The 13884-nt window shown below is 67.9% G+C and carries 13 protein-coding genes; 7 read left to right on the top strand and 6 right to left on the bottom strand.

The genetic code is table 11. The features are described 5' to 3' along the window. Positions 1 to 53: 53 nt before the first annotated feature. The gene (locus EEB19_RS15205; protein ID WP_262365689.1) at positions 54 to 1280 is read right to left on the bottom strand and encodes an NADP-dependent malic enzyme; all 1227 of its coding nucleotides are present in this window, start codon (positions 1278 to 1280) and stop codon (positions 54 to 56) included. 249 nt (positions 1281 to 1529) lie between these two features. On the opposite strand from EEB19_RS15205, the gene EEB19_RS15200 reads away from it, so the two are divergent. Genes EEB19_RS15200 through EEB19_RS15190 form a run of 3 tightly spaced genes read left to right on the top strand, consistent with a single transcriptional unit; the run spans position 1530 to position 5563 of the window. Beyond that, positions 1530 to 2198, top strand: a complete 669-nt coding sequence (locus EEB19_RS15200) for a GntR family transcriptional regulator (protein ID WP_187587679.1) — start codon at positions 1530 to 1532, stop codon at positions 2196 to 2198. Continuing rightward, on the top strand, positions 2195 to 3487 hold the full coding sequence (locus EEB19_RS15195) for an MFS transporter (RefSeq protein ID WP_187587677.1): 1293 nt from the start codon (positions 2195 to 2197) through the stop codon (positions 3485 to 3487). Before EEB19_RS15200 ends, EEB19_RS15195 begins: the two co-directional genes overlap by 4 nt. Before the next feature lie 39 nt (positions 3488 to 3526). Then, positions 3527 to 5563 (top strand): DUF6541 family protein, encoded by a 2037-nt coding sequence (locus tag EEB19_RS15190; protein ID WP_187587674.1) that lies wholly within the window; start codon positions 3527 to 3529, stop codon positions 5561 to 5563. A gap of 69 nt (positions 5564 to 5632) precedes the next feature. Here EEB19_RS15190 and galE read toward each other — a convergent pair whose 3' ends face one another. Then, positions 5633 to 6652 carry a UDP-glucose 4-epimerase GalE gene (galE, locus tag EEB19_RS15185; protein ID WP_187587672.1) on the bottom strand — a complete coding sequence of 340 codons (1020 nt, stop codon included), beginning with the start codon at positions 6650 to 6652 and terminating at the stop codon, positions 5633 to 5635. A gap of 162 nt (positions 6653 to 6814) precedes the next feature. Here galE and EEB19_RS15180 point away from each other — a divergent pair, with 162 nt between their 5' ends. Continuing rightward, positions 6815 to 7651 (top strand): alpha/beta hydrolase, encoded by an 837-nt coding sequence (locus EEB19_RS15180; RefSeq protein ID WP_262365692.1) that lies wholly within the window; start codon positions 6815 to 6817, stop codon positions 7649 to 7651. A 115-nt stretch (positions 7652 to 7766) separates the two neighbouring features. Here EEB19_RS15180 and rfbB read toward each other — a convergent pair whose 3' ends face one another. Beyond that, positions 7767 to 8771 carry a dTDP-glucose 4,6-dehydratase gene (gene rfbB, locus EEB19_RS15175; RefSeq protein ID WP_187587670.1) on the bottom strand — a complete coding sequence of 335 codons (1005 nt, stop codon included), beginning with the start codon at positions 8769 to 8771 and terminating at the stop codon, positions 7767 to 7769. A 75-nt stretch (positions 8772 to 8846) separates the two neighbouring features. On the opposite strand from rfbB, the gene rfbA reads away from it, so the two are divergent. Continuing rightward, entirely contained in the window at positions 8847 to 9722 is an 876-nt protein-coding gene (gene rfbA, locus EEB19_RS15170) for a glucose-1-phosphate thymidylyltransferase RfbA (RefSeq protein ID WP_187587668.1), read from the top strand. Beyond that, positions 9723 to 10355, top strand: a complete 633-nt coding sequence (locus tag EEB19_RS15165; protein WP_187587666.1) for a dTDP-4-dehydrorhamnose 3,5-epimerase family protein — start codon at positions 9723 to 9725, stop codon at positions 10353 to 10355. A 308-nt stretch (positions 10356 to 10663) separates the two neighbouring features. On the opposite strand, the gene EEB19_RS15160 is transcribed toward EEB19_RS15165, so the two are convergent. After that, the gene (locus EEB19_RS15160; protein WP_187587664.1) at positions 10664 to 11011 is read right to left on the bottom strand and encodes a DUF2304 domain-containing protein; all 348 of its coding nucleotides are present in this window, start codon (positions 11009 to 11011) and stop codon (positions 10664 to 10666) included. Positions 11012 to 11016: 5 nt separating this feature from the next. Then, on the bottom strand, positions 11017 to 11736 hold the full coding sequence (locus EEB19_RS15155) for a glycosyltransferase family 2 protein (protein WP_187587662.1): 720 nt from the start codon (positions 11734 to 11736) through the stop codon (positions 11017 to 11019). Between the two features lie 49 nt (positions 11737 to 11785). On the opposite strand from EEB19_RS15155, the gene EEB19_RS15150 reads away from it, so the two are divergent. Beyond that, the gene (locus EEB19_RS15150) at positions 11786 to 12658 is read left to right on the top strand and encodes a glycosyltransferase family 2 protein (RefSeq protein ID WP_187587773.1); all 873 of its coding nucleotides are present in this window, start codon (positions 11786 to 11788) and stop codon (positions 12656 to 12658) included. Here EEB19_RS15150 and EEB19_RS15145 read toward each other — a convergent pair. After that, positions 12598 to 13872, bottom strand: coding sequence for a lipopolysaccharide biosynthesis protein (locus tag EEB19_RS15145; protein WP_187587660.1), 1275 nt, complete (start codon positions 13870 to 13872; stop codon positions 12598 to 12600). The genes EEB19_RS15150 and EEB19_RS15145 overlap by 61 nt on opposite strands. Positions 13873 to 13884: the final 12 nt, after the last annotated feature.

The raw sequence follows: 13884 nt of genomic DNA, 5'->3' as shown, positions 1-13884 counted from the left end.
GATTCAGGGCAATAGTCCGCGCGAGCCGCGGACTATTGCCCTGAAATCCGAGATCAGGCGATGCCCTCCGCCTGCGCCGCTGCCGCGACAGCGGCGGCGACGGCCGGTGCGACGCGCTTGTCGAGCGGGCTCGGGACGATCCGGTCCGCGCGCAGGTCGTCGGCGACGACGGAGAAGATCGCTTCGGCCGCAGCCAGTTTCATGCCCTCGGTGATGCGGCGGGCGCCGGCGTCGAGAGCGCCGGCGAACACGCCGGGGAACGCGAGCACGTTGTTGATCTGATTGGGGAAGTCGCTGCGTCCGGTGGCGACGACGGCGGCGTACTTCTCGGCCACGGTCGGGTGGATCTCCGGATCCGGATTCGACAGCGCGAACACGATCGGGTCGGTGTTCATCGACGCGACGAATTCCTCGGCGATGGTGCCCGCGGACACCCCGATGAACACGTCTGCGCCTGCCATCGCCTCGGCCGCCCCGCCGGAGAGCGCGCGGGGATTGGTGCGAGCGGCGAGGTCCTGCTTGACCTCGTTGAGGTCGGCGCGGTCGGCGCTGACGATGCCCCGCGAATCGAGGACGATGACGTCCGGAACGCCGGACGCGAGAAGGATGTTCGCACAGGCGACGCCGGCCGCACCAGCTCCGGAGATGACGACCTTGAGGTCGGGGGCATCGCGATCGAGCAGTCGCAGCGCACCTTTGAGGGCCGCGAGCACGACGATGGCGGTGCCGTGCTGATCGTCGTGCATGACCGGGCAGTCGAGCGCCTCGATGACGCGCCGCTCGATCTCGAAACAGCGTGGCGCCGAGATGTCCTCGAGGTTGACCGCACCGAAGCTGGGCCGAAGACGGATCAGCGTCTCGACGATCTCGTCGGGATCGTTGGTGTCGAGCACGATCGGGATCGAGTTGAGTCCGGCAAAGGTGCGGAACAGCGCCGACTTGCCCTCCATCACCGGCAACGACGCGCGCGGGCCGATGTCGCCGAGGCCGAGCACCGCCGATCCGTCGCTGACCACCGCGACCAGGCGATCGGTCCAGGTGTACTTGTTCACGAGGTGGGTCTCGCTGTCGATCGCGCGGGACACCTGGGCCACACCCGGGGTGTAGGCGATCGACAGATCGCGCTGGGTGTCGATCGGTGCCCGCAACTCGACGGAGAGCTTCCCACCGACGTGGGCCATGAAGATCTCTTCGTCGGTGATCGGCAACTCGTCGATCGTCGGTTCGTTGAACGGGGCACCCGCCTTGTGGGTGTGGGCGTTGTCTGCCGTGCTGGCCACGGTTCTCCTCCTGATAACCCGCATCGATCACCGGGTGTCGACGGTGGCGCCACGTCAGTGGGGCGCCCCTACATCTGCTGGTCTCGGGGGCCTCTGGATGGGGTTGCCCTCCGGCCGAACCACGAACCACCGCGTCCTGACGAGAGGTGAACCTGGGCGCGGAACCCGATCAGTGTCGCACCGCCTGAGCGGCCGGATCAAGGTGCCCCCCGATTGATCGTTCGGGTTGATAAGATGCAACTTGTGTCTATGTTGTCCACAAGCGGTGAATCGGCTGCTGAACGCGTATATCGCGAGGTCAAAGGGCAAATCCTCACAAACGGGATTGCCGGCGGTGAGCTGATCAGCGAGGGCGATGTGGCCACCCGCTGCGAGGTCAGCCGGACCCCGGTGCGCGAGGCATTCCTTCGCCTGGAGGCCGAGGGGTGGATGCGTCTGTACCCGAAGCGCGGTGCGCTCGTGGTGCCTATCTCCGAGCGTGAGGCCCGTGATGTCGTCGAGGCGCGTGCGCTGCTCGAGGAGCATGCCGTGCGCGGCATCGTCGGCCATGCCGCCGATCGAGCGGTTCTCGTGCGGCAGTTGGATGACAACCTCGCCGCCCACTCTGCGGTGGATCCCGACGATCTGGCCGAGTTCTCGCGCCTCGACGTCGAGTTCCATCAGTTGATCGTGTCGGCCGGCGACAATCCGCTCCTCGCCGATTTCTACGTGAGCCTCGGGGAGCGGCATCGGCGGATGACGACCTCGAGCGTCCATCGCAACACCGCGGTCGCGTCCCGCATCCTCGACGACCATCGTGCTCTGCTCGCCGACATCGAGCGCGGCGATGCGAACGCCTTCGCCGCCGCGCTCGTCGTGCATCTGGCCGGCGTGCACGACCTGCGTGATCCGGGTCCGACGATGGGAGGTCGACGATGAGTCTCACGACGACCCGGCGCGCGACACCGACGGAGTTCACCCGCCACCGACGATGGTTGCCGGTGGCGCTGGCCGTGTTCACCGCGGCGTGGGGTGGCAACGAGTTCACACCGCTGCTCGTGATGTACCGGCAGGACGGCGGTCTGTCGGCGGTCGCGGTCGACTCTCTGCTGTTCACCTACGTGCTGGGGATCGTCCCGGCACTGTTGATCGGCGGCCCGCTGTCAGACCGGCTGGGTCGTCGGCCGTTGATGTTGCCGGCGCCGGTGTTCGCCGCGCTCGGCTCGTTGTTGATCGCCGTCGGACCGCATTCGCTGGCACTGCTGAGTGCCGGTCGCATCGCCAGTGGTGTCGCGCTGGGGTTGTCGATGGCGGTCGGCGGCAGCTGGATCGCCGAGATCAGCGCCCGCGACGGGGACCGGCCGGGCGCGGGTGCGCGTCGTGCGGCGATGAGCTTGACCGCCGGTTTCGGTGTCGGCGCCGGACTCGCCGGCGTGCTCGCGCAGTGGGGACCGTGGCCGACGGTGACCCCGTACGCGGTGAACATCGCACTCGCGGCGGTGGCGCTGGTGGCACTGGGCCGCGCCCCGGAGACCCGCGAGCGTCGGACCGTCGGCGGGCGGCTCGTCGACGATCTGCGCATCCGCGGTGTCGGTCACCGGCGGTTCCTGTCGGTTGTGGTTCCGGTGGCGCCGTGGGTGTTCGGTGCGGCCGCGTCGGCGTACGCGATCATCCCTGCGCTGATGTCGGCGCGGACGGCGGGCGCGCCGATCGCGTTCGCCTCGCTGTGCTGCGTGCTCGGGTTGGGTGCGGGTTTCGGGATCCAGTCGCTGGGCCGTCGCCTCGACGACCCGGACAGTGCCCGTGGGCCGGTGCTGGCGCTGGTCGTGCTGGCCGTGGGTATGGCGCTCGCCGCCGGGGCGGCGATGCAGCTAACGATCTGGTTGTCGCTGGTGGCGGCCGTGGTCCTCGGGTGCGGGTACGGCATGGCGATGATCGCCGGACTGCTGGAGGTGCAGCGGATCGCTGATGAGTCGAACCTCGCCGGTCTGACCGCGGTGTTCTACAGCGTCACCTACCTGGGATTCGCGATCCCGGCAGTACTCGCCTGGATCTCGGAGACCTTCACTGCCGTCACCTATCCGTGGATGTTCGGTGCGGGAGTGGTCGCTGCTGCGGTCTGCCTGGCCGTGGTCGTCGTCGGGCACCGCGCGGATCGTCGGATCGCGGTCGCGACGATGTCGCCGGTGGGCGATGCGCTCGGACGTGGCGAGGTGCTCGACCGGTAACCTCATCGTGATTCGTGAGGATGCGGGAGGTTACGGGCGATGATGCTGGGGGCGTGGGTCACCGTGGTGACGGCCCTGGTGCTGGTGGTGCCCGGTGCCCTGGTCGGACGGCGGATGACGTTGCCATGGCCGGTCGCGATCGCGGCGGGACCACCGATCACCTTCGCCATCGTCAGCGTGTTCACGGTGCTCTATTCGGCGATCGGTTTCGAGTGGAACGCCGTGACGGCGCTGCTGGCGGTGGTCCTGACCCTGCTCGCAGGCTGGGCGTACGCGGCGGTGCTCAGCACCCGACGATTGCGTGGGTTCACGCCCGACCCGACTCCCGACGACCCGCCGCTCGATCGGCGCGCGACGCTCGCCCTGATCGGTGGGGTGCTCGTCGGGGCGGTCATCATCGCGATCACCTGCATCCGTCCGCTGGTCAACACCGCGTTCGCCGGGTTGAACAACATCTCGCAAGTGTGGGACTCGCTGTGGCACGCGAGCTCGCTGCAGTGGATTCACGAGACCGGGGTCGGCTCGGCGCTGCGCATGGGTGAGCTGATGAACTACGACACCCACGGCTTCAACTACTACCCGAACACCTGGCACGCGCTTGGCGCGGTGATCATGCCGCTCACCGGTGCGAATCCGGTCGAGCTCTACAACACGTACTCGCCCGCCGTTCTCGCGATCACCGTGCCGTTCGGCGTCGCGTCGCTGGCCTATTGGTTCGCCCGTCACCGCTTCGACGCGAATCGGTCGGCGGTGCTCGCCGGGGCGGCGGCCGCGGTCTCGGCGCTGTTCCCGTCGCTGCCGTATGTCGAGGTGCAGCTGACGTCGGTGCCCAACGCGGTCGGGGTCTCGATCGCGCCGATCGCCGCGATCCTGGTCATCAGCGCGGTTCGTGACCGACGACGGGTCCTGCCCGCGGCTGTCGCACTGTCCGGCGCGACCGCGACACATCCGTCGGGTCTCATCCTCGCGGGCGTCATCGTGGTGCTGTGGTGGCTGCTCGAAGGTCTGTGGCGTCCGGCGTACGGACGCCTGGCCGACCTGCTGACGCTCATCGTCACCGGCGGGATCACGGTGGTCGGTATCGCGCCGGTCGTCTACGGGACGATCTCGGTCGCCGACACCAACGAACTGCCCTTCTTCGATTTCCGCGAGGAGGGCATCGGGGTTCTGAAGGGACTGGGGCAGGCCGCCTTCAACGGCACGATCCCGCTCGAGCAGCACTATCCCCTGTGGGGTTTGATCATCCTCACCCTGCTCGGACTCGGTGTGCTCGCCTGGATGCGTTGTTGGGCAGGTCTGGCCGGCTGGGTCGTCTTCGTTCTCGTCGCCGCGAACTCGGTGGTCGCGCTCGGACCGCTCTCGTATCCGCTCGGTGCGATCGGGGGATACTTCTACAATTCGCCCCACCGACTGACTTTCGTCGTCGCGATGTTCTCCGCGGCGGCTGCGGGTCTCGCGCTCGGGGTCGTCGCGCTCGCGGTGGCGCGGCTTGTCAGCGGGTGGTCGTCGTCGGACGCGGGGCGGGCGCGATGGGCGATGCCCGCGGCGGTCGCGGTCCTGCTGATCCTGGTCGCGGGAGCCGGGGTGGTGCGTTATCCAGCCGACGCCCAGATCGCGTCGAAGGAGCGGGGCGGCAAGTACATCGGGCCCGACGACCTCGCCGCGTACCACTGGCTGGAAGGCCAACCGGGTGCCCGGGATTCACTGATTCTCAACAATCTCGACCAGGGCACGGGCTGGATCTACCCGGTCACCGGACTCACCCCGCTGTTCCCGTTCTATCGCGCCAACGACTTCTCGCAGCGGCAGCGCGATCTGTACTGGGGGGTCTCGACAATCGGCGCCGACCCACACATCGACCAGATCGTGCGGGACATGAACGTGCACTACGTCATCGACAGTCCGCCGAGCTACTGGCCGTTCCAGAACGGGGTGCCCGATCCCGAGAACGGGGTGCAGGGCGACCCGTTCCTCGCGCTGCGGCTCCACGGAGCCCCGGGCCTGACGCCGGTGTTCCGGCAGGGCAACGTCACGATCTATCGCGTCGACGACGACGTGCTGGCGCCGCAGGGCTGAGCCCATCGGTGGTCCGATCCCGTCGTGGGCCCGGTCCGTCGGGTTTGTCCGACGCCAGCGAGATGCTGGTCAGGCGTCCGGATATCCGTTCGGGTTCTTCGACTGCCAGCGCCAGGTGTCGGCACACATGTCGTCGATGGTCTTTGTTGCCCGCCACCCGAGTTCGGTGTTGGCCTTCGTCGGGTCGGCGTAGGAGGCCGCGATGTCGCCGGGGCGGCGGGGTGCGATCTCGTACGGGATCGGCCGGCCGCTGGCCCGTTCGAACGCCTGGATCACCTGGAGCACCGAAACGCCCTGTCCGGTACCGAGATTCCAGATCGACATCGGGTCGTCGGCATGGCTGATGCGGTCGAGTGCCGCCACGTGACCCGCGGCGAGATCGTCGACGTGGATGTAGTCGCGCACGCCGGTGCCGTCGGGGGTGTCGTAGTCGTCGCCGAACACCGAGAGCTTCTCGCGGCGTCCGACGGCCACCTGTGCGACGAAGGGCATCAAGTTGTTGGGGATGCCGCTCGGGTCCTCGCCGATGTCGCCGCTGGCGTGCGCGCCGACCGGGTTGAAGTAGCGCAGGGCGGCGATCCGCCACCGGTCGTCGCTCGCCGCGACGTCGGTGAGGATCTGCTCGATCATGACCTTCGTCCACCCATACGGGTTGGTCGCCGACGTCGGCAGATCCTCGGTCATCGGCAGCGACGGTTCCGCGCCGTAGACGGTCGCCGACGACGAGAACACCAGCGTGCGGACGTCGTGGCGGCCCATCGCGCGCAGCAGGGAGAACGTGCTGTCGAGGTTGTTCTGGTAGTAGTCGAGCGGCTTGGTGACCGATTCGCCGACCGCCTTGAAGCCGGCGAAGTGGATGACCGCATCGATCGGCTCGTGACTGAACAGGTGCTCGGTCTTGTCGACGTCGGTGAGATCGAAGGAGTGGACCGTGACGGGCCGGCCGGTCAGCGCCTCGAGTCGTCCGACGACGGTCGGCTTGGCATTGCTGAAGTCGTCGACGACCACGACGTCGTGACCGGCGTCGGCGAGACGGATGACGGTGTGTGAGCCGATGTAGCCGGCACCACCGCTGACGAGTACGCGCATGGCCACCACGGTAGGCAACGCGCCTGGGTGTTCGCCGTCGGGTGCCTGTGTGTTGTCGACCTCATCGACTCGGGATACGGTCGGCGTGTGTCGCGGGCAGACGTGGAATTCCTCTCAGGTGACGCCGGGAGTGGAGCGCGCCGAGCCGCGTGTCGAGGCTGGCTGTACCTGCCGGAGTCCCCGCACCCCGCGCCGATCATCGTGATGGCGCACGGTCTGGGTGCCGTCAAGGAGATGCGGCTCGACGCCTTCGCCGAGCGGTTCTGCGACGCCGGCTATGCCTGCCTGGTGTTCGATTATCGGCACTTCGGTGCCAGCGACGGCCGGCCGCGTCAGCTCCTGTCGATCAAGCGTCAGCTGGAGGACTGGGCCGCGGCGATCGCGTATGCGAGGTCGGTGCCCGAGGTCGATCGTGGCCGCGTGGTGCTGTGGGGGACGTCGTTCGGCGGTGGTCACGTCATGGTCGCCGGTGCGCGCGATAACCACGTCGCGGCCGTCATCGCGCAGTGCCCGTTCACCGACGGCCTCGCCTCGACGCTCGCCCTCGACCCGGTGTCGGCGCTGAAGGTGACGTCGCGTGCCGTCGCCGACCTCGCGTCGTCGGTGCTGGGGCGCACACCGGTGACGGTCGGACTGGCGGGGGAAGGTCACGAGGCGGCGTTGATGACCGCGCCGGACGTGGTGCGGGGATACCTTCCGCTGATCCCCGACGGGCAACCCTTCACCAACGAGGTGGCCGCACGAATCGGTCTCAGCATCCCGTTCCATCGGCCCGGGCGGGCGTTGCAGCACATCACCTGCCCGGTGCTCGTATGCGTGTGCGACCGCGACACCGTGGCGCCGCCGCGCCAGACGGTCCGGTTCGCGCGGCAGGGTCCGACCACGCAGTTCATCCGCTACCCGCAGGGACATTTCGACATCTATCGCGGGGAGGCGTTCGAGGAGGTCGTCGCCGATCAGGTCGACTTCCTCGACAGGGTGGTGCCGCTGCCGGAGTAGGGCCCCTTCGTGACGCCGCCTCGCGAGCTCGGCGGCTCCTCAGGGGTCGGGGGTGGACCCGCCTCGCGAGCGTTACTCGATCCCTGAGGAGCGAGCTCGCGAGCGTCACGAAGGGTCAGCCGATGACCTTCTCCGTCGTTGCGTAGCCCTGCTCGACGGCCTGCTTGTGCGGCTGCCACCAGTCGGTGTTGTCGCGGTACCAGTCGATGGTCGCCGACAACCCGGACCGGAAGTCCACATACTGTGGGCGCCAACCCAACTCGCTGCGCAGCCGCGTCGAGTCGATGGCATACCGGCGGTCATGGCCGGGACGGTCAGTGACGAAGTCGAACGCATCGGCCGGCTGCCCCAACACCTCCAAGATCGTTTCGACCACGCTGCGGTTGGTCTCCTCACCGTCGGCGCCGATCAGATACGTCTCCCCGATCCGCCCCTTGTCGATGATGGTCCACACCGCATCGTTGTGGTCATCGACATGAATCCAGTCCCGCACATTGAGGCCATCGCCGTAGAGTTTGGGCCGCACCCCCGACAGCACGTTGGTGATCTGCCGCGGAATGAACTTCTCGATGTGCTGATACGGCCCATAGTTGTTGGAGCAGTTCGAGATCGTCGCGGCCACCCCGAACGAACGCACCCACGCCCGCACCAGCAGATCGCTGCCGGCCTTGGTCGAGCTGTACGGACTCGACGGGTTGTAGGCGCTGGCCTCGGTGAACCGCGCCGGATCATCGAGGTCGAGATCGCCGTACACCTCATCGGTACTGATGTGGTGATAGCGCACACCATGCCGACGCACCGCCTCCAACAGGGCAAAGGTGCCCACCAGATTGGTCTGCACGAACGACGACGGGTCGGCCAGCGAGTTGTCGTTGTGCGACTCCGCCGCGAAATGCACCACCAGATCAGTCGCCGCGACCAACTCATCGACCAGATCGGTGTCGGCGATATCGCCCTTGACCAGATCGATCCGCTCGGCCACCGGCGCCAACGTCACCGGATTGGCCGCATAAGTGAGCTTGTCCAGCACCGTCACCTCGACGTCGGGACGCTGATCAAGCGTACGCAACACGAAGTTGGCGCCGATGAAACCGGCACCACCGGTGACCAGAACGCGCATGGAAGTGTCCTTTCGCTGGGCGAACGACGCGTGCAGGTGATGTTCGCCGACCGCGCCCACACTATTGTGTCTCACATGCGCGGAATCATCCTTGCCGGCGGGACCGGTACGCGCCTGCACCCGATCACGCAGGGCGTCAGCAAGCAACTGGTTCCGGTGTACGACAAGCCGATGATCTACTACCCGCTCTCCACGCTGATGCTGGCGGGCATCCGCGACGTGCTGATCATCACGACGCCCCACGACAGTGCTGCGTTCCGTGCGCTGCTCGGCGACGGCAGCCAGTTCGGGATCACCATCAGCTATGTGACGCAGCAGTCGCCGGACGGGCTGGCGCAGGCATTCGTTCTGGGTGCCGATCACATCGGCAACGATTCAGTCGCACTCGTGTTGGGCGACAACATCTTCTACGGTCCCGGGCTGGGCAGTCGCCTGCAGGGGTTCGAGAACGTCGACGGGGGAGCGATCTTCGCCTACTGGGTGGCGGATCCGTCGGCGTACGGGGTCGTCGACTTCGACGAGACCGGGACGGCGGTTGCGTTGCAGGAGAAGCCAGATCACCCGCGCTCCAACTACGCCGTGCCCGGTCTGTACTTCTATGACAACGACGTCGTGCAGATCGCCCGTGACCTGAAACCCAGTGCCCGAGGTGAATACGAGATCACCGACATCAACGCGCACTACCTGGATCGCGGCAAGTTGGCCGTGCAGGTCCTCCCGCGGGGTACCGCGTGGCTCGACACCGGAACCTTCGATTCATTGCTCGACGCCGGCAACTTCGTGCGGACCGTCGAGCAGCGGCAGGGTCTCAAGATCGCCGTGCCCGAGGAGATCGCCTGGCGCCGTGGTTTCATCGACGACGCCGAGCTGGCCGCCCGCGCGGAGAAGCTGCGCAAGTCGGGCTACGGGGACTATCTCCTGGAGCTGCTCGAACGAGGGAAGGGCTTCTGAATGCAGTTGCGTCCATTGGCGATCGACGGTGCCTGGGAGATCACCCCGGTCCAGCACGGCGACGACCGCGGCCTGTTCGCCGAGGTGTTCAAGGGTGACCTGCTCGCCGAGGCCATCGGCCACCGCCTCGACCTCGCCCAGGTCAACCTCTCGGTCTCGGCCGCCGGTGTGCTGCGGGGTGTGCACTTCGCCGACGTCCCACCCGGGCAGGCCAAATACGTCACCTGCCCATCCGGGGCGATTCTCGACGTCATCGTCGACATCCGCGTCGGCTCACCCACGTTCGGCACCTACGACACCGTCCTGCTCGACGACCTCGACCGCCGCGCCGTCTACCTCTCCGAAGGACTCGGCCACGCCTTCTGCGCCCTCGCCGACGGCTCTACCGTCACCTACCTGTGCTCGACCGGCTACAACCCCACCGCCGAACACGGCATCAATCCGCTCGACCCCGAACTCGGCATCGACTGGCCGACGACGGCCCGCGACGGCGCACCGCTGGAGTACGAACTGTCCGCGAAGGACACCGCCGCACCGGGATTGACCGAAGCGCGGGAGTCCGGCCTGCTACCGATGTTCGACGACGTCACCGGGTACCTGCGAGGGTTGGCGTCCGGTCCGGTGGCTGAGTAGCTGGGTGGTCTCGATACGCCGGCTCGCAAGCTCGCCGGCTACTCGACCAGCAGTGGGGCACGGCTCGCAAGCTCGCCGGCTACTCGACCAGCAGTGGGGCACGGCTCGCAAGCTCGCCGGCTACTCGACCAGCAGTGGGGCACGGCTCGCAAGCTCGCCGGCTACTCGACCAGCAGTGGGGCTACTCGGGTGGTCTCGATACGCCTCGGGCTCGCTGCGCTCGCACGTGGCTACTCGACCAGCGGGGGGGCGGCTCGCCCCGCCCGCTGATCGAGTAGTCCGAGGCGCCAGCCGAGGACGTATCGAGATCACCGCTGCTCAGGCGACTGATTCTCCGCATTCTGCAGGGCGATCGCCCGCGCCAGCCGCGCGTACTTGATCTCGAGTTCGCGGAAGCGCAGGTAGGTGGAGACGGTGGTGAAGGCGAAGGCGATCACCAGCAGGAACAGCACCAGATCGAGGCCACGCTGGATGCCGATCTTGTTGGCCACCCACGTCACGTCGTCCTGTCGCAGCATCGCGTACACACCGAACACCACGAAGGCGACGAACAGCAGCTTCACCCCGGCCGACGCTCGGGCGGTCCCGCGGTGGACGATGAAGAACGCGACCAGGGCGAACACGCCCAGAATCGCCAGGATCTGCAACCAGATCATCGGGCTCACTTCCTCATACGGCCGTGCAGCAGACCGTCGGCGACGATGTTCACGCCGTTGATCAGGGACTGCCCCTTGGCTCGTGAGTAGTCGGTGTAGAGGATCGTCACCGGCTGTTCGGTGACGCGCCAGTGATAGTGGTCGATGAGCGCGACGAACTCGGAGGCGTGACTCATCCCGCTCATCATCAGGTCGAGGTCGTCGGCGACGGTCCGGTTGAAGGCACGTAACCCGTTGTGCGCGTCGGTCAATCCGAGTCGACGTGTACGAGGACTGAGGAACACGATGGTGCGCAACGCCATTCGTCGGACCAGTGGCACCGATTCGCTGCGTCCCTCGGCGAACCGGGTGCCGACGACGATGTCGACCGGCTCGCTCCGCAGCCGATCGACCATCGCGACGACGTCCTCGACGCGGTGCTGACCGTCGGCGTCGAACGTGACGAAGAAGCGGGCGTTCGGCTGTGCGCGTGCGTACTCGACGCCGGTCTGGATCGCGGCTCCCTGACCGAGGTTGACCGGATGGCGGACGAGGCGGATGCCGTCGGCGGAGGCCGCCGCGGCACGGATCTCGGCCGACGACCCGTCCCGACTGCCGTCGTCGACGCACACGATGTTCGGGAAGGTGCGCGCGGCCGCGCTCACCACGTCCCGGATCACCTCGGCCTCGTTGAAGACGGGTATGACCAGCCACACGTCATCGTTGCTGGTGGAGCCCGAGGTCATGACGGTAACCCTAGCCGAGGCCGTCGCGGCCATGACCTACCCTGGTCGCGTGCCGATCGACGTGATGATGCCGTTCTACGGTGATGTCGCGCAGTTCCGGCAGGCCGTGTCCAGCGTGCTGGGTCAGCGCGACGGCGACCTGCGACTCGTCGTCGTCGACGACTGCTTTCCCGATCCGGAGCCGCGCATCTGGCTCGAGTCGCTCACCGATCCGCGGGTGCACTATCGCCGCAACACGACCAATCTCGGGGTCAACGGCAATTTCCGACGATGCGTCGAACTCGTCGAGGCCGACCACTTCGTGGTGATGGGCTGCGACGACGTGATGCTGCCGGACTATCTGGGCACCGTCCGGGCACTGGCGACCGCGCATCCGGACGCCTCGGTCGTGGCGCCCGGCGTCGAGGTCATCGACGACCGCGACCGCGTCGTGCGACCGCTGGGCGATCGGATCAAGTCCGTTCTGACGCCGAGCACACACCCGGGGACACCTGTCGTGCTTGCCGGAGAGTCGATGGCGACCAGCCTCTACCACGGGAATTGGACCTACTTCCCGTCGTTGCTGTGGCGCACCGCGCCCGTCCGGGAGGTGGGCTTCCGTCCGAGTCTCGAAATCGTTCTCGACCTCGCACTGCTCGTCGACCTGGCTGCCGACGGCGGCTCCCTCGTCCACGACCCCACGGTCGTTTTCCGATATCGCCGGCACGACGCGTCGGTGAGTTCGGTGCAGGCCGTCGACGGCCGGCGGTTCGCGGAGGAGAACGCGTTCTTCGGCGCCGAGGCCCGACGATGCGCACAGCGTGGGTGGCCTCGAGCCGCCCGGGCCGCCCGGCTACACGCGACGTCGCGCCTGCATCACGCTCAATCGCGGGTGGCGGCGACCGTGGGGACGGTGTTGCGTCGGCCCAACGCGACCGCGTGAACCAGCATCCCGACGACGGGACCGCCGGCCAGGGCGAGCGCGACGCGGCCTTGGACTCCGACCGGGACCAGCAGTAGCGCGACCGAGGCGATGGTCGCGCACCACCAGCCCGCCGCGTACCAGCGATGGGCACCCACGGCGATCGCCGCGGCGCCGGTCACGGTCAGCAGCGCGAGCACCGTCGCCCCCATCGTCAGCGCCGCCAGCGTCGCGCCCGGTAACCGGAAGTCGGCACCGAAGACCGTCGTCATCAACCACGGTCCGATCAGCCAGGCGAGGCCGGAACCGGCGATCCCGATGACCACCACGGCCGCGGCGGGACTGCGCAGCGCGGCTGCGAGGTGGTCGCGGCCGTCGACGAAACGGGTGATCAGCACGCCCTGAAAACTGTTCAGCGGCACCAGCAGCGGCGCCCGGGTGAGGGTGACGGCCAGGACCACCGCCCCGACGGTCGCGGATTCGGCGGACCGCCCGGCCGTCGCGTTGATGAGCACCGGGAAGCCCATCACGAGGACGGCACTCGCGGCTGCCGCGGCCATGGCGGTGACCGTGTTGGTGGCGAGTCGCCGCGATCCGACGTCTCCGGGGAGGCCGATCGCGCGCCGTGCGGTCGTCGAGGTCAGCAGGAGCAGCATCCACGACACCGAACCGATGACGGTGATGATCAGGAACGCCGTGACGTCGGCGCCGACGGCGACCGCGAGGACGGCGCCGACGAGCCGGATCAGTGCGTCGACGGACAGCAGTGTGGCGAACGCGCCCCAGGACACCGACCCCGACAGGGCGCCGGCGAGATGTGCGTAGACGGCGAACGACGCCACCCCGATCGACAGCAGCAGCACCGACAGCCAGCGATGCTCGGTGAACACGTGCCCACTCCACAGTGGCGAGGTCGCCGCGACCAGTGCGCCCAGGATCACCCCGATCGTGGTGTTGACCAGCCAGGGGCGGGCGGCGGTGGCGACGTGTCCGTCGACGGCGGCGCGTACCGAGCGGGTGGTTTCCTGCAGCTGCCCGTTCTGCGCGCCGGTCACCATGCCGTAGGCGGCCCAGAAGACGGCGAACACCGCGTAGCCCGCCGCGCCGAGATGTCGTGCGGCGAGCAGGAGTACGAGGTAGCCGGAGGCAGCCGCGACGAGCGTCGCGATCGTCACCCGACCCAGTGCCCCCGCGGCCGGAGGTGCCGCTGTGGGGACGCGGTCGTCGTCGGACATCGGGATCGGTTC

Source organism: Gordonia sp. OPL2 (genome assembly GCF_003797825.1).
Lineage (GTDB): Bacteria > Actinomycetota > Actinomycetes > Mycobacteriales > Mycobacteriaceae > Gordonia.
The sequence above is the reverse complement of the archived record's forward strand: the minus strand, read 5'-3'. Positions and strand labels throughout refer to the sequence as shown.